This window comes from Pseudomonas sp. S30_BP2TU TE3576 (genome assembly GCF_050436025.1).
Classification (GTDB): domain Bacteria; phylum Pseudomonadota; class Gammaproteobacteria; order Pseudomonadales; family Pseudomonadaceae; genus Aquipseudomonas.
Map to the genome: position 1 here is coordinate 334,016 of NZ_JBNDLK010000001.1, position 16,531 is coordinate 350,546.

At 60.4% G+C, this 16,531-nt stretch carries 16 protein-coding genes; 7 read left to right on the forward strand and 9 right to left on the reverse strand.

Translation table 11 applies throughout. From position 1 onward, the window contains the following. The first annotated feature begins 24 nt into the window (after nucleotides 1–24). Nucleotides 25–1,527 carry a sodium/proton antiporter NhaB gene (gene nhaB, locus ABIA48_RS01375; protein ID WP_429486688.1) on the forward strand — a complete coding sequence of 501 codons (1,503 nt, stop codon included), beginning with the start codon at nucleotides 25–27 and terminating at the stop codon, nucleotides 1,525–1,527. Nucleotides 1,528–1,642: 115 nt separating this feature from the next. Here nhaB and zwf read toward each other — a convergent pair whose 3' ends face one another. Together zwf and gnd are read right to left on the reverse strand one after the other, a co-directional pair. Continuing rightward, nucleotides 1,643–3,166 (reverse strand): glucose-6-phosphate dehydrogenase, encoded by a 1,524-nt coding sequence (gene zwf, locus ABIA48_RS01380; RefSeq protein ID WP_429486690.1) that lies wholly within the window; start codon nucleotides 3,164–3,166, stop codon nucleotides 1,643–1,645. After that, nucleotides 3,163–4,143: a phosphogluconate dehydrogenase (NAD(+)-dependent, decarboxylating) gene (gene gnd / locus ABIA48_RS01385; RefSeq protein ID WP_429486692.1), complete on the reverse strand. Its 981-nt coding sequence runs from the start codon at nucleotides 4,141–4,143 to the stop codon at nucleotides 3,163–3,165. The genes zwf and gnd overlap by 4 nt, the downstream gene beginning before the upstream one ends. 273 nt (nucleotides 4,144–4,416) lie before the next feature. Between gnd and ABIA48_RS01390 the strand changes: the two genes are divergently transcribed. Together ABIA48_RS01390 and ABIA48_RS01395 are read left to right on the forward strand one after the other, a co-directional pair. Next, nucleotides 4,417–4,581: a DUF6026 family protein gene (locus tag ABIA48_RS01390; protein ID WP_007983628.1), complete on the forward strand. Its 165-nt coding sequence runs from the start codon at nucleotides 4,417–4,419 to the stop codon at nucleotides 4,579–4,581. Between the two features lie 418 nt (nucleotides 4,582–4,999). Next, nucleotides 5,000–5,209, forward strand: a complete 210-nt coding sequence (locus ABIA48_RS01395) for a hypothetical protein (RefSeq protein WP_007983626.1) — start codon at nucleotides 5,000–5,002, stop codon at nucleotides 5,207–5,209. Nucleotides 5,210–5,290: 81 nt separating this feature from the next. On the opposite strand, the gene ABIA48_RS01400 is transcribed toward ABIA48_RS01395, so the two are convergent. From ABIA48_RS01400 to zapE, 3 genes are all read right to left on the reverse strand, one after another. Next, nucleotides 5,291–5,782, reverse strand: coding sequence for a GNAT family N-acetyltransferase (locus ABIA48_RS01400; protein WP_108228272.1), 492 nt, complete (start codon nucleotides 5,780–5,782; stop codon nucleotides 5,291–5,293). Between the two features lie 117 nt (nucleotides 5,783–5,899). Beyond that, nucleotides 5,900–6,481, reverse strand: a complete 582-nt coding sequence (locus ABIA48_RS01405) for a DinB family protein (protein WP_007983622.1) — start codon at nucleotides 6,479–6,481, stop codon at nucleotides 5,900–5,902. A gap of 15 nt (nucleotides 6,482–6,496) precedes the next feature. After that, on the reverse strand, nucleotides 6,497–7,615 hold the full coding sequence (gene zapE / locus ABIA48_RS01410) for a cell division protein ZapE (RefSeq protein WP_429486695.1): 1,119 nt from the start codon (nucleotides 7,613–7,615) through the stop codon (nucleotides 6,497–6,499). A gap of 159 nt (nucleotides 7,616–7,774) precedes the next feature. Here zapE and ABIA48_RS01415 point away from each other — a divergent pair, with 159 nt between their 5' ends. Further along, nucleotides 7,775–8,827 carry an aldo/keto reductase gene (locus ABIA48_RS01415; protein WP_429486696.1) on the forward strand — a complete coding sequence of 351 codons (1,053 nt, stop codon included), beginning with the start codon at nucleotides 7,775–7,777 and terminating at the stop codon, nucleotides 8,825–8,827. Between the two features lie 115 nt (nucleotides 8,828–8,942). Here the strand turns inward: ABIA48_RS01415 and speB are convergent, their stop codons facing one another. After that, on the reverse strand, nucleotides 8,943–9,902 hold the full coding sequence (gene speB / locus ABIA48_RS01420; protein WP_429486698.1) for an agmatinase: 960 nt from the start codon (nucleotides 9,900–9,902) through the stop codon (nucleotides 8,943–8,945). Between the two features lie 16 nt (nucleotides 9,903–9,918). Continuing rightward, the gene (locus ABIA48_RS01425; protein WP_429486700.1) at nucleotides 9,919–11,010 is read right to left on the reverse strand and encodes a polyamine ABC transporter substrate-binding protein; all 1,092 of its coding nucleotides are present in this window, start codon (nucleotides 11,008–11,010) and stop codon (nucleotides 9,919–9,921) included. Between the two features lie 101 nt (nucleotides 11,011–11,111). Here ABIA48_RS01425 and ABIA48_RS01430 point away from each other — a divergent pair, with 101 nt between their 5' ends. From ABIA48_RS01430 to ABIA48_RS01440, 3 genes are all read left to right on the forward strand, one after another. Further along, nucleotides 11,112–12,005 carry a LysR family transcriptional regulator gene (locus ABIA48_RS01430; protein WP_429486702.1) on the forward strand — a complete coding sequence of 298 codons (894 nt, stop codon included), beginning with the start codon at nucleotides 11,112–11,114 and terminating at the stop codon, nucleotides 12,003–12,005. 164 nt (nucleotides 12,006–12,169) lie between these two features. Continuing rightward, entirely contained in the window at nucleotides 12,170–13,276 is a 1,107-nt protein-coding gene (locus ABIA48_RS01435) for an enoyl-CoA hydratase/isomerase family protein (protein WP_429486704.1), read from the forward strand. Nucleotides 13,277–13,279: 3 nt separating this feature from the next. Then, on the forward strand, nucleotides 13,280–14,431 hold the full coding sequence (locus ABIA48_RS01440) for an acyl-CoA dehydrogenase family protein (RefSeq protein ID WP_007983608.1): 1,152 nt from the start codon (nucleotides 13,280–13,282) through the stop codon (nucleotides 14,429–14,431). Nucleotides 14,432–14,539: 108 nt separating this feature from the next. Here ABIA48_RS01440 and ABIA48_RS01445 read toward each other — a convergent pair whose 3' ends face one another. After that, nucleotides 14,540–15,313 carry an enoyl-CoA hydratase gene (locus ABIA48_RS01445; RefSeq protein WP_429492765.1) on the reverse strand — a complete coding sequence of 258 codons (774 nt, stop codon included), beginning with the start codon at nucleotides 15,311–15,313 and terminating at the stop codon, nucleotides 14,540–14,542. 28 nt (nucleotides 15,314–15,341) lie between these two features. Next, nucleotides 15,342–16,469, reverse strand: coding sequence for an acyl-CoA dehydrogenase (locus tag ABIA48_RS01450; RefSeq protein WP_007983604.1), 1,128 nt, complete (start codon nucleotides 16,467–16,469; stop codon nucleotides 15,342–15,344). Between the last annotated feature and the right edge of the window lie 62 nt (nucleotides 16,470–16,531).

The following is a 16,531-nucleotide window of genomic DNA, read 5'->3' on the forward strand; positions in this document are numbered from 1 at the left end:
GCTTCTTAAAACAAGGAGCAGCCGATGTCCGGTTCAATGGCCCATGCGTTCGCGCACAACTTTCTCGGGCACTCGCCCCGTTGGTATAAGGCCTGCATCGTCGGCTTCCTCATCCTCAATGCCCTGGTGCTGTGGACCGCAGGCCCGGTGGCTGCCGGCTGGCTGCTGGTGCTGGAGTTCATCTTCACCCTGGCCATGGCGCTCAAATGCTATCCGCTGATGCCCGGCGGCCTGCTGATGATTGAAGCCCTGTTGCTGAAGATGACCACGCCCCAGGCGCTATACGACGAGTTGCTGCACAACTTCCCGGTGATCCTGCTGCTGATGTTCATGGTAGCCGGCATCTACTTCATGAAGGACTTGTTGCTGTACCTGTTCTCGCGCTTGCTGCTCGGGGTTCGTTCCAAGGCCCTGCTGGCGCTGATGTTCTGTTTTTTATCGGCCTTTCTGTCGGCGTTTCTCGATGCCTTGACCGTGACCGCCGTGATCATCAGTGCCGCCGTGGGTTTTTACTCGGTGTATCACCGTGTCGCCTCCGGTAACGATCCGCGTCAGGACAGCGAGTTCAACGACGACCAACATCTGCCCACCCTGCATCACGACGATCTCGAACAGTTCCGCGCTTTTCTGCGCAGCCTGCTGATGCACGGTGCCGTGGGCACCGCACTGGGTGGCGTTTGCACGCTGGTCGGCGAGCCGCAGAACCTGCTGATCGGCCATGAAATGGGTTGGCACTTCTCCGAGTTCTTTTCCAAGGTTGCGCCGGTATCCCTGCCGGTGCTGGGAGCCGGATTGGTGACATGCGTCCTGCTGGAAAAGTTGCGCTGGTTCGGATACGGCACGTTGCTGCCGGACAACGTCCGAGCGGTGCTGGCCAACTACGCCGCCGAAGACAACGCCGCGCGCACCTCTCGCCAGCGTGCAGCGCTCCTGGTCCAGGGCTTTGCCGCATTGATCCTGATTGCCGGGCTGGCGTTTCACATTGCCGAAGTGGGCTTGATCGGCTTGATGGTGATCGTATTGATCACGGCCTTTACCGGCATCACCGACGAACACCGCCTCGGCACCGCGTTCAAGGACGCCATGCCGTTCACCGCCTTGCTGGTGGTGTTTTTCGCCGTGGTCGCGGTGATTCATGACCAGCAACTGTTCACACCGTTGATCCAGTGGGTACTGGCACTACCAGCGGACCAACAACCGGGCATGCTGTTCATTGCCAACGGCCTGTTGTCCGCCATCAGCGACAACGTGTTCGTGGCAACCATTTACATCACTGAAGTGAAGCGTGCATTCATGGCGGGTGAGATGACTCGCGAGCATTTCGAAACGCTGGCCATTGCGATCAATACCGGCACCAACCTGCCGAGCGTGGCGACACCCAATGGTCAGGCGGCGTTCCTGTTTTTGCTGACCTCGGCGATTGCACCGCTGGTGCGCCTGTCTTATGGGCGGATGGTCTGGATGGCGTTGCCGTACACCGTGGTGATGGGGATATTGGGCTGGTATGCGGTGAGTTACTGGCTGTAACTCACCAACCACAATGTGGGAGCGGGCTTGCTCGCGAAAGCGGCAGGTCAGTCGACATCAATATTGACCGAAGAACCGCCATCGCGAGCAAGCTCGCTCCCACAGGAAATCCGTGTTATCCGAGGCGATGCCAGACGCGACCATCGCGGGTCAGCAATTCTTCACCGGCTTTGGGGCCGTTCTCCCCGGCGGCATAATTCTGCACGCTGGGGTCCTGCTGCCACGCATCCAGGAACGGCTGCACGGCGCGCCAGCCGTTCTCGATGTTGTCGGCACGCTGGAACAGCGTCTGGTCGCCGGTCAGGCAATCGTAAATCAAGGTTTCGTAGCCGGTGGACGGCTGCATCTCGAAGAAATCCTTGTAGGCAAACCCGAGCTCAATGTTGTCCATCTTCAGAGCCTGGCCGGGACGCTTGGCCAGCAGGTCGAACCACATGCCTTCGTTGGGCTGGATCTGAATGCGCAGATAGGTCGGTTGCAACTCATCGACCTCGGTGTCGCGGAACTGCGCATAAGGCGCCGGCTTGAAACAGATGACAATCTCGGTGTCACGCACACTCATGCGTTTGCCGGTACGCAGGTAGAACGGCACGCCGACCCACCGCCAGTTATCGATCATCACCTTGAGGGCCACATAGGTTTCGGTATTGCTGTCGGGCGCCACGTTGTTTTCCTGGCGATAGCCCGGCAGTGCCTTGCCGTCGATCTCACCCGCGACGTATTGGCCGCGCACCGAGTTGACGCGGGCCTCCTCCACCGTCCAGGGCCGGATCGCACCGACGACCTTGGCTTTCTCGCCGCGTACCGCATCGGCGCCAAACGCAGCGGGTGGCTCCATTGCCACCATCGCCAGCAACTGGAACAGGTGATTGGGCACCATGTCCCGTAGCGCGCCGGTGTGCTCGTAAAAACTGCCACGGGTTTCCACGCCGACGGTTTCGGCGGCGGTGATCTGCACGTGGTCGATGTAGTGATTGTTCCAGAACGCCTCGAACAGGCTGTTGGAGAACCGGCTGACCAGGATGTTCTGCACGGTCTCCTTGCCCAGGTAATGGTCGATCCGATAGATCTGCTTTTCCGTCATCACCTTGAGCAGGCAAGCGTTCAAGGCCTCGGCCGTATGCAGGTCGGAGCCGAAAGGCTTTTCGATCACCACCCTTCTGAACGCCTCGGGGGTTTCTTCCAGCAAACCGGCCGAACCGAGGCGGCGCACCACTTCACTGAAGAATCGCGGCGCGGTGGCCAGGTAGAACACCGCATTGCCGGTACCGCTGTCGGCGATTTTTGCCGCCAGCGCTTGATAAGTGCTGTCGTCCAGGAAATCGCCCTGGACGTAGCTGATGCCTTTGGCGAGCTTGGCCCACACCGCCGGATCAAGGGCCTGATCGCCCTTGCCGGTCTTGGTGGCCACCTCGTTGCGGATGAAGTCTTCGAGTTTTTTCGCGAAGCCTTCATCGCTGATGGCATTGTGGTCAACGCCGATGATCCGCAGTCCATCCCCGAGTAAACCGTCACGACTGAGGTTGTACAGCGCCGGCATCAGCAGGCGCTTGACCAGATCGCCGTGGGCGCCGAACAGGAACAGCGTGGTCGGCGGCGCGGGTTCAGCCTTGGATTTTCTGTGGATCGTGTGGGTCATTTTTTCGCAGTCTCCACGTGGCCGCCGAAGCCAAAGCGCTGGGCCGAGAGGATCTTGTCGCCAAAGGTGCCTTGGCCACGCGAACGGTAGCGGGAGAACAGCGAGTTCGACAGCACCGGCACCGGCACCGCTTGCTCCATGGCGGCTTCGATGGTCCAGCGACCTTCACCGCTGTCGGCCACCGAGCCGGAGAAACCGTCGAGTTTCGGATCGCTGGCCAGGGCGTCGGCAGTCAGGTCGAGCAACCACGACGACACCACGCTGCCACGACGCCAGACTTCGGCGATGTCCGCCACGTTCAGGTCGAAACGCTGATCTTGCGGCAGGTTCTCGCTGTTTTTGGTTTGCAGAATGTCGAAGCCTTCGGCAAACGCCTGCATCATTCCGTATTCGATGCCGTTGTGGATCATCTTGACGAAATGCCCGGCGCCTGCAGGGCCTGCATGGATATAGCCACGCTCGGCACGATCGTCGTCGGACCTGCGGTCCTTGGTACGCGGGATGTCGCCCATGCCAGGGGCCAGGGTAGCGAACAGCGGGTCAAGACGCTTAACGGTCGCGGCATCGCCGCCGATCATCATGCAGTAACCACGCTCCAGGCCCCAGACGCCGCCAGACGTGCCGACGTCGATGTAATGCAGGCCTTTTTCCGACAGGGTTTTGGCCCGGCGGATATCGTCCTTATAGAAGGTGTTGCCGCCGTCGATGATGGTGTCGCCGGCTTCGAGCAAGGTGCTCAGGGTGTCGATGGTTTCTTCGGTCGGTGCGCCTGCCGGCAGCATGACCCACACCGCACGCGGCTTGGCCAGACCAGCGACCAGGGCCGGCAGATCGGTGACGCCGGTGGAGCCCTCAGCGGACAAGGCTTCGACAAAGGCGGTATTGCGGTCGTAAACAACGGTGGTGTGCCCGTTGAGCATCAGGCGCCGCGCAATATTGCCGCCCATGCGGCCCAGTCCAATAATCCCGAGTTGCATGTGCTGATGCTCCCTACTACAAATAAAAGGTGTGTCAAAGGTTATAGCCCAACGCGACTCATGAGGTTAGTCCAGAGCGTTGGCGTGAAGTTTCCGGGCATTGTGCCCGATCCTGATGGATAACGTCGGCAATCAAGCCGAAGACACAACGACAATCAAAAATAAAAAAGTTCCCTTCAGGGGCAAAAGAAATCAAAATTGGCGCCGATAGTAGATCAGCCGTTGATTTCGAGGCGGACCTACAGTTGAGACACGCCATTTGCGAGGTGAGCAATGGGCACAGTACACACCGCACTGCCAGCACAAACTCTTTATGTCACTATCCGCCGCGATGAATTGCGTCAGTTGAAAGACGAACGCGATCAATTGAAACAGGAGCTGGCGCAATTGCGGCTGCTGCTGCAAGCCAGTCAGACGCAACCCCTGGCTGTGACGTAACGCGCCCCACTCGCCTGTCACCCTCCTTTCAAGCGGGAGCAGTCTGCACTGCTTCACTCGCGGTCGTTCAGCAGTAATTCTTTGTAGCAGCTGCCGAGCCCGCGAGGCTGCGTTCGGCTGCAAAGCAGTCGTGAGTCCAGCTGACGTGGTCTGCCTGACATACCGCAATTATTGATTTTTACGACTGCTTCGCAGCCGAACGCAGCCTCGCGGGCTCGGCAGCTGCTACAGGTCTCACTACAGCTTAACTGACTGGCATCAGGCCGATTCCCGCCCCTTTTTCATGCTCCCGTCGCAGCCATCAAGGCCGTGGTGAAGTTAATTCCCATTTAGCCGAATCGGCGGATAATGTCATTTCGACACTGATTCATTGATTCATGGACGAAAGGCATCCGACATCTGTGGTGGGAGGCAAACCATGAAACGCACTGCATTGATCCTCGCCGGCCTGATGGCCTTGGGCGCAACCAGCGCTTTTGCCGAAGGCGGAGCCGAACGCATGCGCTATTACTACGAAAGTCTGCGACTGGCCCAGCAACAAGCCCTGGGCCACCCCATCCAAAGCACCGAGCTGCGGGTTCCGGACGATCAAACCGCACAAATGACTGAAACCTACAGACCGAAATGATCCATGGGCCTCTGACTGCGGCTCTACAGTCGGAGAAGATTGTTGGGCGTCCTGATGGACGCCCTTGTTTTGCCTGTTGAGTCAGAGACTCTTGGTCCAGAACAACATCCGTCCATGGGCAGGGTCGAACATGCCGGCGGCGAAACCGGCTTTTTCATAAGAGCCCTGCGCCACGGCATTGCCTTCCAGCACTTCCAGGGTGAGCTTGCAGCAGCCACGCTGACGGGCGATGTCCTCGACCTTTTGCAGCATCTTCTGGCTCAAGCCCAGGCCGCGAAACTTTTTCACCACAGACACATCGTGCACATTGACCAACGGCCGGCAGGCAAAGGTGGAGAACCCTTCGAAGCAATTGACCAGCCCGGCCGGCTCGCCACCGACAAAGGCCAGCACGCTGAAAGCGTGGGGACGCCTGGCAAGCTCAGCCGGGAGTTGCGCAAGCACACCGGCCGGTAACGGCTGGCCACCCCCCATCGGGTCCTCGGCGTAGTGGTTCAACACCAGGCAAATAGCCTCGGCATGCACCGGATTGGTGTAGCTGGCCTGAAGCACAAGAATTTCTGCGGAGTCCATTTCCATCCTCGATCACACATGAAGTAGCCCCCAGCATGTATTTCACGCTGAAGTGCCGGCAGACCATAGCGCGAGCACCGGGGTAACGACAATCGCAACCGAGGAAATCTTTGGCGCTCAAGCGCCCCAGATCAAAGCTTCCGTCCATCCCAGCTCGGCAAAGTCCTCGGCCCGCAAGTGCGACTCACCGGCACAGAAAAATTCGTCGAGTTGCGGTGGCTTGACCGAGGTGCCGCTGAGCATGGCGTGAACCTGGCCGCGGTGATGGATCTGGTGTTCAAACAAATGGGACAGCAGACGCAGTCGGCTGTCGTGTTGCGGGGTGTCACGGGCGATGGTCACGATTTTGCCGAGGTCGGCGTCGCGCATCTGCTCACAGTAGGCGATCAGCCGGCGGTCGACGTGGGCCTGTTCGCCGACGAGGTCCGTCGCCAGGAGGCAGGGCTCGTCTTCCTTGAAAAACCTATGACAATCGGGATGCGGATCATCGCCGCGCAATTCGCGCTCCAGGGCGTCCACATAGAACCAGTCACAGGTGAGGATGTGGTTGAGCGTGGCGCGAATAGTGGGGAAGAAGCTGACCCGGGGTGCGGTCAGCTCCTGCGGGCTCAACTGCCGCCAGGCTTTGGCCAGTCGGTGATTGGCCCAGGCGTTCTGATAGGCCATGGTCAGCAAATGGTGCGACAGGGGCTGATTCATGTTCGCTGCTCCCGATCAAACTTCGGCAAACCGTTGCAGTTGCATTTCCTGTAGGCGGCTGAGGGTACGGCGGAACGGGAATTCCAGATAACCCTCGGTGTAAAGCGACGCCATTGGCACTTGCGCTTCAAGGTACAGCGGCACCTTGCGGTCGTAGCACTCGTCCACCAGCGCGATGAAACGTCTTACGCCGTCGTCATGCACCGACAATTGCGGCAGCTCGCGGTCCCCCGCTTCCACCCGCTCGACACCGTCCTCTGTACCTCGGGCGATGCGCCCGGCACGTTTTTGCGCACTGAGGTTGGGTACGTCCCCCAACAGAATAGCGCCGTAGGTATCGCACAGGGCGATGAAATCCATGGCCGCGAAGGGTTGCTCGCATAGCGCGGCGTAACGGGTCCAGAGCACAGTCGGGCTGGCCTTGACCACCTCAAGGGCGCGGTAACCGACCTTGACCGGCTCGCTCGATACCGCCTGGTCCACAGTCAACCCCGCGAACACCTCGGCGAATTTGCCGGGCTGGCCGGGCTCGGCCACCCAATAGCGTTGCGAACCGGCACCCGGATGCAGGCGATGGTCTTCCCCGCCATCCACCGCAATCACCTGCATGTGTTGCTTGATCGCCGCGATGGCGGGCATGAAACGGTCGCGATTGAAACCGTCGGCGTACAACTGGTCCGGCGGCAGATTGGACGTGCAGACCACCACCACGCCCTGCTCGAACATCACCTGGAACAGGCGCCCGAGAATGATCGCGTCACCGATGTCATTAACGAACAACTCGTCAAAACACAGTACGCGCACTTCTTCGGCCAATTCGCGGGCCAACGCCTTGAGTGGATCGGCGGTGCCGGTCAGTTGAAACGAGCGCTGGTGCACCCAGCCCATGAAATGGTGAAAGTGCTGGCGCCGCGCCGGGACTCGCAGGCTTTGGTAGAACTGGTCCATCAGCCAGGTTTTGCCCCGCCCGACCGGGCCCCACAAGTACACCCCGGAAATGCGCGAACGGCCTTCGTGCAGCGCTTCGTGGCATTTTTGCAGCGCCCACACGGCATATTCCTGAGCCTCGTCCTGGACAAAGCCCTTGTGTTCGATGGCGTGCTGCCAGGCGTTTAAGGGGGATTCGATAGTCATGGGCGGCAGTATGCCATTGCGCGTCGATGTCGCGACCAGTGATCGGCGGTTTTATGCAGGAAGGAAAAGCACCTTGACGCATTAAATTACTGACATCATATTTAATAGATGCTTCTTGTAATCTATTAAACCTTGTCGCCATCCCTCTGGAGTCATCCCATGCATTACAAAGTTTTCGGTCGTAAAACCGGCTTGCGTGTTTCCGAACTGGCGTTGGGCGCCGGCAATTTCGGCACCGGTTGGGGGCATGGCGCCGAGCGTGACGAAGCCAGGCGCATTTTTGATGGCTACCTGGAGGCCGGTGGTAACTTCATCGATACCGCCAATGGTTACCAGGGCGGGCAGTCCGAGGCCATGCTCAGCGAATTCATCAACGCGGAACGGGATAGCCTGGTCATCGCCACCAAATACACCCTCGGGACGACACCGGCGGCCGGCATTTCCCACACTGGCAACAGCCGCAAGAACATGGTGCGCGCCGTCGAGGAAAGCCTGAAACGCCTGAAGACCGATCATATCGATCTGTTCTGGGCCCATATGAGCGACGGTGTCACACCGATGGAAGAGATCCTGCGCGGCTTCGACGATCTGGTCAGTGCCGGCAAGATTCATTACGCCGGGCTGTCGAACTTCCCCGCGTGGCGCATCGCCCGTGCCGACCTGCTGGCCGAGGTACGCGGTTTTGCACCGATTGCCGCGATCCAGGTCGAGTACAGCCTCGCCGAACGCACCGCTGAGCGTGAACAACTGCCGATGGCCGAAGCCCTGGGCCTGGCCGCGACATTGTGGTCGCCGCTGGGTGGCGGCTTCCTCACCGGCAAGTATCGCAACAGTGAAGGCGACAATCGCGCGAACAAGCTCGGCGTGCTGATTCATACCGAAAAAAGCGCCCGCGAAACCGCCCTGCTCGACACCTTGATCGGCGTCGCCGCAGAACTGGACGCCAGCCCGACCCACGTGGCCATTGCCTGGCTGCGGGAAAAGGCCAAGCGTTCGACCACGGCGCTGATTCCGATCCTCGGCTCCCGGACCCGCGAGCAATTGGACGCGACATTGGGGGCACTGAATGTGCAGTTGAATGCTGAGCAATTGGCGCGACTCGATGGCGTCAGTGACGTGGCCAAAGGCGTGCCGCACGAATCCATCAGCGGGTCATTGGCACGCTTCAGCGGTGGTCGGGTCCTCGATCTGCCGAGCATTCCAGTGGCCTGACACAAATCACAATTGTGGGAGCGGGCTTGCTCGCGAAGGCGTCGTATCAGTCGACATAGTTGTTGAATGACACACCGCTTTCGCGAGCAAGCCCGCTCCCACAGGGGTTCAGCGTTTACCGATCGACCTTGTGCCTGGCCGCATACAGACACAGCATCTCCATCGCCAGCGTCGCCGCCGCCAGTGACGTGATCTCTGCGCTGTCATAGGCCGGGGCCACTTCCACCACGTCCATGCCCACCAGATTGATCCCGCGTAATCCGCCGAGAATCTCCAGTGCCTGCACCGTGCTCAAGCCGCCGCAGACTGGCGTTCCCGTACCGGGCGCGAACGCCGGATCGAGGCAGTCGATGTCGAAGGTCAGGTACACCGGGTTATCGCCGACCCGCGCCCGAATCGCCTCGACAATCGCTTCGCAGCCACGACGATGCACTTGCCGCGCGTCCAGCACTTCAAAGCCCTGATGATCGTCATTGGTGGTGCGCAAACCGATTTGCACCGAGCGCGACGGGTCGACCAGCCCTTCCCTGGCCGCGTGCCAGAACATGGTGCCGTGGTCGATGCGCTTGCCCTCTTCGTCCGGCCAGGTGTCGCTGTGGGCGTCGAAATGGATCAGCGACAACGTCCCGTGCTTGCGCGCATGGGCCTTGAGCAGCGGATAGGTGATGAAGTGATCGCCGCCGAACGTCAGCATCGCGCTGCCGGCATTGAGAATGTGCTCAGCGTGGGCCTCAATCATTTCGGGCGTCGACTGCGGCGAACCGTAGTCGAAATCGCAATCGCCATAATCGATCACCGCCAGATGGTCGAACGGGTCAAACGTCCACGGCCAGTGCCGTTCCCAGGCAATCCCGGCAGAGGCGGCACGAATGCCGCGTGGCCCGAAGCGTGCGCCGGGGCGGTTGCTGGTGGCGGTGTCGAACGGCACGCCACTGACAGCCACATCAACACCACGCAGGTCGCGGCTGTAGCGGCGACGCATGAAACTGGTAATGCCGGCGTAGGTGCTTTCGGCGGCCGTGCCGTAAAGGCTGTCACGGGTAAGGGCTTGATCGTTCTGCATCGGGGTGTCCATTGAAGGCTCCTTTTTATTATTGGCGGCTACGGAAAGTGGTCCACAGACGGGTGCGCTGACGCATGTCCTTGAGGTTCATGCTGCGGTCGGCATACAGCCGCTCACGCACGTCAGCCAGTGGATAGATGTCCGGGTCGGTGCGCACCGCTTCATCCACCAGCGGCGTGGCGGCCTGGTTCGCCGTGGCGAAGAACAACGTATTAGTCAGTGCCGCCACGGACTCGGGGCGCAACATGAACTCGATAAAGGCGCGAGCGGCTTCGGGGTGCGGCGCGTCCTTGGGAATGGCCAGGTTGTCCTGCCACACGAGGGTGCCTTCCTTGGGAATCCGGTAGGCAATTTCATAGGGTTTGTTGGCTTTGCGCGCCTGATCGGCGGCCATGCTCGCGTCACCGTTGTAGGTCAATGCCAGACAAACGCTGCCATTGGCCAGGTCGCTGATCTGCCGTCCAGTGGCGACGTACAGCACATTCGGCTGCAACTGATGCAGCAACACCTCGGCGGCTGACAGATCGTTCTTGTCGGTGCTGTAGGGATCTTTACCCAGGTAATGCAGCGCCAGCCCGATCACTTCCTGAGGCGAGTCGAGAATGGCGATGCCGCAATCCTTCAACTTGCTCGCGTACTCGGGCTTGAACAGCATATCCAGACTGTTGAGTGGCACGTCCGGCAAGCGCTGCTTCACCGCCTCGACGTTCATGCCCAATCCCAATGTGCCCCAGGTATAAGGCACGCCGTAGCGGTTGCCCGGATCGACAGCGGCGAGTTTTTCCAGCAAATCCGGATCGAGGTTGGCGTAACCCTTGAGGCCTTCGTGGGGGATCGGTTTCAGCGCCCCGGCAGCAAGGCCCCGGGCCAGCACACTGGAGGACGGCACCACCACGTCATAACCGCTGCCGCCGGTGAGCAACTTGGTCTCCAGCACTTCCGAAGAATCAAAGGTGTCGTAGCGCACATGGATGCCGGTTTCCTGCTCGAACCGTTGCAGGGTTTCGGGGGCGACGTAATCAGCCCAACTGTACAGATTGACCACGTTGTCTTCGGCCTGGGCCGATGCAGCCATGGCAAGGAATAGCGCGGGTAAACACAGCTTGAACACGGGAGCCATGACGAACACCTGACCGGAGGAAGTGGTTGCAGGATGCGTCGTCGGATACATTGGTGAAATATCAAGTTAATTAACCTGACTTTATGACGGAGTAATGTTTGATGCTCGGCCAACTGCATGATCTGGATCTGCAATTGTTGCGTCTGTTTGTCAGCGTGGTGGAGTGCGGCGGGTTCAGCGCAGCCCAGGGCGAGTTGGGGTTGAGCCAGTCGAGCATCAGCCAGCAAATGGCCAAGCTGGAAACCCGTCTCGGCTATCGCTTGTGCAGTCGCGGCAAGGGCGGATTCAAAATCACCCCCAAGGGCGAGCAATTGCTCAGCGCCACCCGCGGGTTGTTCCAGTCCATCGAAGCGTTCCGCCATCAATCCAACGGCGTCGCCGGACGCTTGATCGGCGAGGTGCGCCTGGGTCTGTCCGAAGCCCTGGATCAATCGGTGCTGCAACGAGTGGCCGATGCGATCCGGCGCTTCCGTGAGCGGGACGAGTCGGTGCGTATCGAACTGATCAGCGCCATGCCCGGCGAAATGGAACGCTTGCTGCTGCAACAGCGACTGGACCTCGCCATCGGTTATTTCTCACAAGTGCAAAGCGCGTTTGACTACCGCCAACTGTTCATAGAAACCCAGCACTTGTATTGCGCTCCCGGCCATCCGCTGTTCACCAACGCGCAACCGGACGATCAGGACCTCCAGGCCTGCGACCGGGTCGATCACCCCTACCGTTTCCTGCGCAGTGATGAACCCTTTCAGGGCAAGCGGTGTTCGGCGCGTTCGGAACAGGTCGAAGGCACCCTCGCCTTTATCCTTTCCGGCAAGCATGTCGGTTATTTGCCCAGCCACTTTGCCCGTGGCTGGGAAGAAAAAGGTTTGCTCAGGGCCGTACGTCGAAACGACATGAGTTTCGATGTCGCGTTTCATCTGGCCCGGCACCGGGCGCAGGTGGCCGGCGATGCGCAGAAGGCATTCGAAGAGGATTTGCTCGCCGCGTTTGCCTGAATACGCCGTGGTCTACGCTGAAACGATGCCGGTCATCACCATGCAAAAATGCACAGATAACCTGCACTTATTCGGGTTGTACAAGGCAAATTTGCACTGATACGATCCCCCATCGCTCGCGCGCGAGCATCTCGATAAAGAACAATAAAAGCAGGGAGTTAGTGATGACTGCTCAGGTTTCATCGAAGGGGCCGCTGTCCATGGATGCCATGCAAAACGAAGTGCTGGCCGAGGTGCGCAACCACATCGGTCATCTGACCCTCAATCGCCCCGCCGGCCTCAATGCCCTGACCCTGGACATGGTGCGCAACCTGCACCGCCAGCTCGACGCCTGGGCCCAGGATTCGCAAGTACATGCGGTGGTCTTGCGCGGCGCCGGCGAAAAAGCCTTCTGCGCCGGCGGCGACATTCGCTCGCTGTATGACAGCTTCAAAAGCGGCGACACACTGCATGAAGATTTCTTCGTCGAGGAATACGCCCTCGACCTCGCGATCCATCATTACCGCAAACCGGTGCTGGCCCTGATGGACGGTTTTGTCCTTGGCGGCGGCATGGGGCTGGTGCAAGGCGCAGACTTGCGCGTGGTCACCGAGAAAAGCCGTCTGGCGATGCCGGAAGTCGGCATTGGCTATTTCCCCGACGTCGGCGGCAGTTACTTCCTGTCGCGCATCCCCGGTGAACTGGGGATTTATCTCGGCGTCAGCGGCGTGCAGATTCGCGCCGCCGATGCGCTGTATTGCGGCCTGGCCGACTGGTACCTGGAAAGCGACAAGCTGGGCGTCCTGGACGAGAATCTCGACCAGCTCGAATGGCACGACACACCGCTCAAGGACCTGCAAAGCCTGCTGGCAAAACTCGCCGTCCAGCAACTACCCGACGCTCCGCTGAGTGCACTGCGGCCGGCCATCGACCACTTCTTCGCCCAACCCGATGTGCCGAGTATTGTGGAGCAACTGCGCCAGGTAAGCGTTGCCGACAGCCATGAGTGGGCCGTCACCACCGCCGACCTGCTGGAAACCCGCTCGCCACTGGCCATGGGCGTCACCCTGGAAATGCTGCGTCGCGGACGCGAGCTGCCACTTGAACAATGTTTCGCCCTTGAGCTGCATCTGGACCGCCAGTGGTTCGAGCGCGGCGACCTGATCGAAGGCGTGCGCGCCTTGCTGATCGACAAAGACAAAACACCACGCTGGAACCCGCCAACCCTCAAGGCGCTGGACGCCGAACACGTGGCGAGCTTCTTCAGCGGGTTTGACCGGAGCGAGAGCTGAGCCATGCACGATATCGAATTGAGCGAAGAGCAAGTCATGATCCGCGACATGGCCCGGGATTTTGCCCGTGGAGAAATCGCGCCCCATGCCCAGGCCTGGGAAAAGGCCGGCTGGATCGACGACGGCCTGGTGGCGAAGATGGGCGAACTGGGCTTGCTCGGCATGGTGGTGCCTGAGGAATGGGGCGGCACCTATGTCGACTACGTGGCCTACGCCCTGGCGGTAGAAGAGATTTCCGCCGGCGACGGTGCTACCGGCGCCTTCATGAGCATCCACAACTCCGTGGGCTGCGGGCCGGTGCTCAACTACGGCAGCGAAGAACAGAAACAAACCTGGCTGGCGGACCTGGCCAGCGGCCAGGTCATCGGCTGCTTCTGCCTGACCGAACCCCAGGCCGGTTCCGAGGCCCACAACCTGCGCACGCGCGCCGAACTGCGCGACGGCCAGTGGGTGATTAACGGCGCCAAGCAATTCGTCAGCAACGGCAAGCGCGCCAAGCTGGCGATTGTATTTGCCGTGACCGATCCGGACCTGGGCAAGCGTGGCATCTCGGCGTTCCTGGTACCCACCGACACCGCCGGTTTTATCGTTGATCGCACCGAACACAAGATGGGTATCCGCGCTTCCGACACCTGCGCGGTCACCCTGAACGACTGCACCATCCCTGAAGCCAATCTGCTCGGCGAGCGCGGAAAAGGCCTGGCCATCGCCCTGTCCAACCTCGAAGGCGGCCGCATCGGCATCGCCGCCCAGGCGCTGGGCATCGCCCGTGCAGCGTTTGAAGCGGCGCTGGCCTACTCCCGTGATCGTGTGCAGTTTGGCAAAGCGATCAATGAACACCAGAGCATCGCCAATTTGCTGGCCGACATGCACATGCAGTTGAACGCCGCACGGTTGCTGATCCTGCACGCCGCACGCCTGCGCACGGCCGGCAAGCCCTGCCTGTCGGAGGCGTCACAAGCCAAGCTGTTTGCTTCGGAAATGGCGGAAAAGGTCTGTTCGTCCGCCATTCAGATTCATGGCGGCTATGGCTATCTGGAAGATTATCCGGTGGAGAAGTATTACCGGGATGCGCGGATCACGCAGATCTACGAAGGGTCGAGCGAGATTCAGCGGATGGTGATTGCCCGCGAACTGAAGAACTACCTGGTGTGAAGCTCTAAAAGCATCGCGAGCAAGCCCGCTCCCACAAGGGATCTCGGAAACGCTGAGGTCCAATGTGGGAGCGGGCTTGCTCGCGAAAACGTCAGTGAAAACGCCGCATCACTTGCCTTGGAATTCCGCCTCACGCTTGGCAATAAACGCCGCCATTCCTTCCTTCTGATCCTGCGTCGCAAACGCCGCATGGAACACCCGACGCTCAAAGCGCACGCCTTCGGCCAGGCTCACTTCGAAGGCACGGTTGACGCTTTCCTTGACCATCATCGCAATCGGCAACGATTTTTTGGCGATCAACGCCGCGACTTTCAGCGCTTCATCCAGCAGCTCATCGCTCGGCACGATACGCGCCACGATGCCGCAACGCTCCGCTTCCACGGCATCGATCAAACGCCCGCTCAAGCACATTTCCATGGCCTTGGCCTTGCCCACCGCACGGGTCAGGCGCTGGGTGCCGCCCATGCCCGGCAACACGCCGAGGTTGATTTCCGGCTGACCGAACCTGGCGTTGTCGCCAGCCAGAATGAAGTCGCACATCAGCGCCAGCTCACAGCCGCCACCCAAAGCGAAACCGTTGACCGCCGCAATGATCGGCTTGCGGCGGTTGGCTACGCGGTCGCTGTCGCTGAACAGGTCGTCGATATAGATCTGCGGATAGGTCAGCTCCGCCATTTCCTTGATATCGGCACCGGCGGCGAACGCTTTTTTTGACCCGGTCAGGACGATGCAGCCGATGTTCGAATCGGCTTCCAGGCCATCGAGGGCGTGGTTCAATTCGCTGACGATCTGCGCGTTCAATGCATTCAGCGCTTGTGGACGATTGAGGGTAATCAGGCCGACGCGGCCGTGGATTTCCAACAAAATCGTTTCGTAGCTCAGCTCTTTGTCGCTCACAGGGAACTCCTTCTTATAGATTACGCGAAATGACCATGCGCTGAATATCGCTGGTGCCTTCGTAGATCTGGCAGACCCGCACGTCGCGGTAGATCCGCTCCAGCGGGAAGTCGTTGAGGTAACCGTAACCGCCAAGGGTTTGCAGCGCCGAGGAGCATACCTTCTCGGCCATTTCCGAGGCGAACAACTTGGCCATCGACGCTTCGACCAGGGCCGGTTTGCCGCTGTCGCGCAGGGCGGCGGCGTAGTGCACCATTTGTCGCGCCACGGCGATCTGGGTGGCCATGTCCGCCAGGCGGAACGCCACGGCCTGATGCTCGATGATCGGCTTGCCGAAACTCTCGCGCTCACGGGCGTAGTCACGGGCCGCTTCAAACGCGGCGCGGGCCATGCCCACCGATTGCGAAGCGATGCCGACGCGACCGCCTTCAAGGTTGGCCAGGGCAATCCTGTAGCCTTCACCCTCCTCGCCCAAACGGTTGGCCACCGGCACCTTCACGTCTTCGAAGAGGATCTGGCAGGTGTCGGACGCATGCTGGCCGAGCTTGTCCTCGACCCGCGCAACGGTGTAGCCCGGCGAGTCGGTCGGCACGATAAACGCGCTGATGCCACGCTTGCCGGCGTTCGGATCGGTCACCGCAAACACAATCACCACACCGGCATTGCGCCCGGAGGTGATGAACTGCTTGCAGCCGTTGAGTACGTAGTGATCGCCCTCGAGGCGGGCACGGGTTTTCAGGCCGCTCGCATCGGAACCCGCCTGGGGTTCGGTCAGTGCGAAGGCGCCGAGCATCGCACCGCTGGCCAGCGGTTTGAGGAAGCGTTCTTTCTGCTCATCCGTGCCGTAGTTGAGGATCGGCACACACCCCACGGAGTTGTGCACGCTCATGATGGTCGAACAGGCGCCATCGCCGGCGGCGATTTCTTCCAGGGCCATGGCGTAGGCCAGGTAACCGGTGTCGCATCCGCCCCACTGCTCTGGCACCAGCATGCCAAAGAAACCCAGCCCGGCCATCTCACCGATGGCTTCCTTGGGAAAGCGGTGTTCGCGATCCCATTCGGCAGCGAACGGTTTCAGCCGTTCCTGGGCAAAGTCCCGGGCCATGTCGCGGATTTGTTGTTGGTCGTCATTGGGGATCATGGTGAATCCTTGAATCAAGCTAAGTGCGAGTCCCTGTGGGAGCGGGCTTGCTCGCGAAGAGG

Bases quoted from the DNA above. Each gene is read 5' to 3' on its own strand.
- ABIA48_RS01400 (WP_108228272.1), bottom strand. From the start codon at position 5,782: ATGGACTCCGCAGAAATTCTTGTGCTTCAGGCCAGCTACACCAATCCG.
- nhaB (WP_429486688.1), top strand. From the start codon at position 25: ATGTCCGGTTCAATGGCCCATGCGTTCGCGCACAACTTTCTCGGGCAC.
- ABIA48_RS01405 (WP_007983622.1), bottom strand. From the start codon at position 6,481: ATGAATCAGCCCCTGTCGCACCATTTGCTGACCATGGCCTATCAGAAC.
- ABIA48_RS01415 (WP_429486696.1), top strand. From the start codon at position 7,775: ATGCATTACAAAGTTTTCGGTCGTAAAACCGGCTTGCGTGTTTCCGAA.
- zapE (WP_429486695.1), bottom strand. From the start codon at position 7,615: ATGACTATCGAATCCCCCTTAAACGCCTGGCAGCACGCCATCGAACAC.
- ABIA48_RS01395 (WP_007983626.1), top strand. From the start codon at position 5,000: ATGAAACGCACTGCATTGATCCTCGCCGGCCTGATGGCCTTGGGCGCA.
- ABIA48_RS01430 (WP_429486702.1), top strand. From the start codon at position 11,112: ATGCTCGGCCAACTGCATGATCTGGATCTGCAATTGTTGCGTCTGTTT.
- ABIA48_RS01450 (WP_007983604.1), bottom strand. From the start codon at position 16,469: ATGATCCCCAATGACGACCAACAACAAATCCGCGACATGGCCCGGGAC.
- ABIA48_RS01425 (WP_429486700.1), bottom strand. From the start codon at position 11,010: ATGGCTCCCGTGTTCAAGCTGTGTTTACCCGCGCTATTCCTTGCCATG.
- speB (WP_429486698.1), bottom strand. From the start codon at position 9,902: ATGGACACCCCGATGCAGAACGATCAAGCCCTTACCCGTGACAGCCTT.
- ABIA48_RS01435 (WP_429486704.1), top strand. From the start codon at position 12,170: ATGACTGCTCAGGTTTCATCGAAGGGGCCGCTGTCCATGGATGCCATG.
- gnd (WP_429486692.1), bottom strand. From the start codon at position 4,143: ATGCAACTCGGGATTATTGGACTGGGCCGCATGGGCGGCAATATTGCG.
- ABIA48_RS01440 (WP_007983608.1), top strand. From the start codon at position 13,280: ATGCACGATATCGAATTGAGCGAAGAGCAAGTCATGATCCGCGACATG.
- zwf (WP_429486690.1), bottom strand. From the start codon at position 3,166: ATGACCCACACGATCCACAGAAAATCCAAGGCTGAACCCGCGCCGCCG.
- ABIA48_RS01390 (WP_007983628.1), top strand. From the start codon at position 4,417: ATGGGCACAGTACACACCGCACTGCCAGCACAAACTCTTTATGTCACT.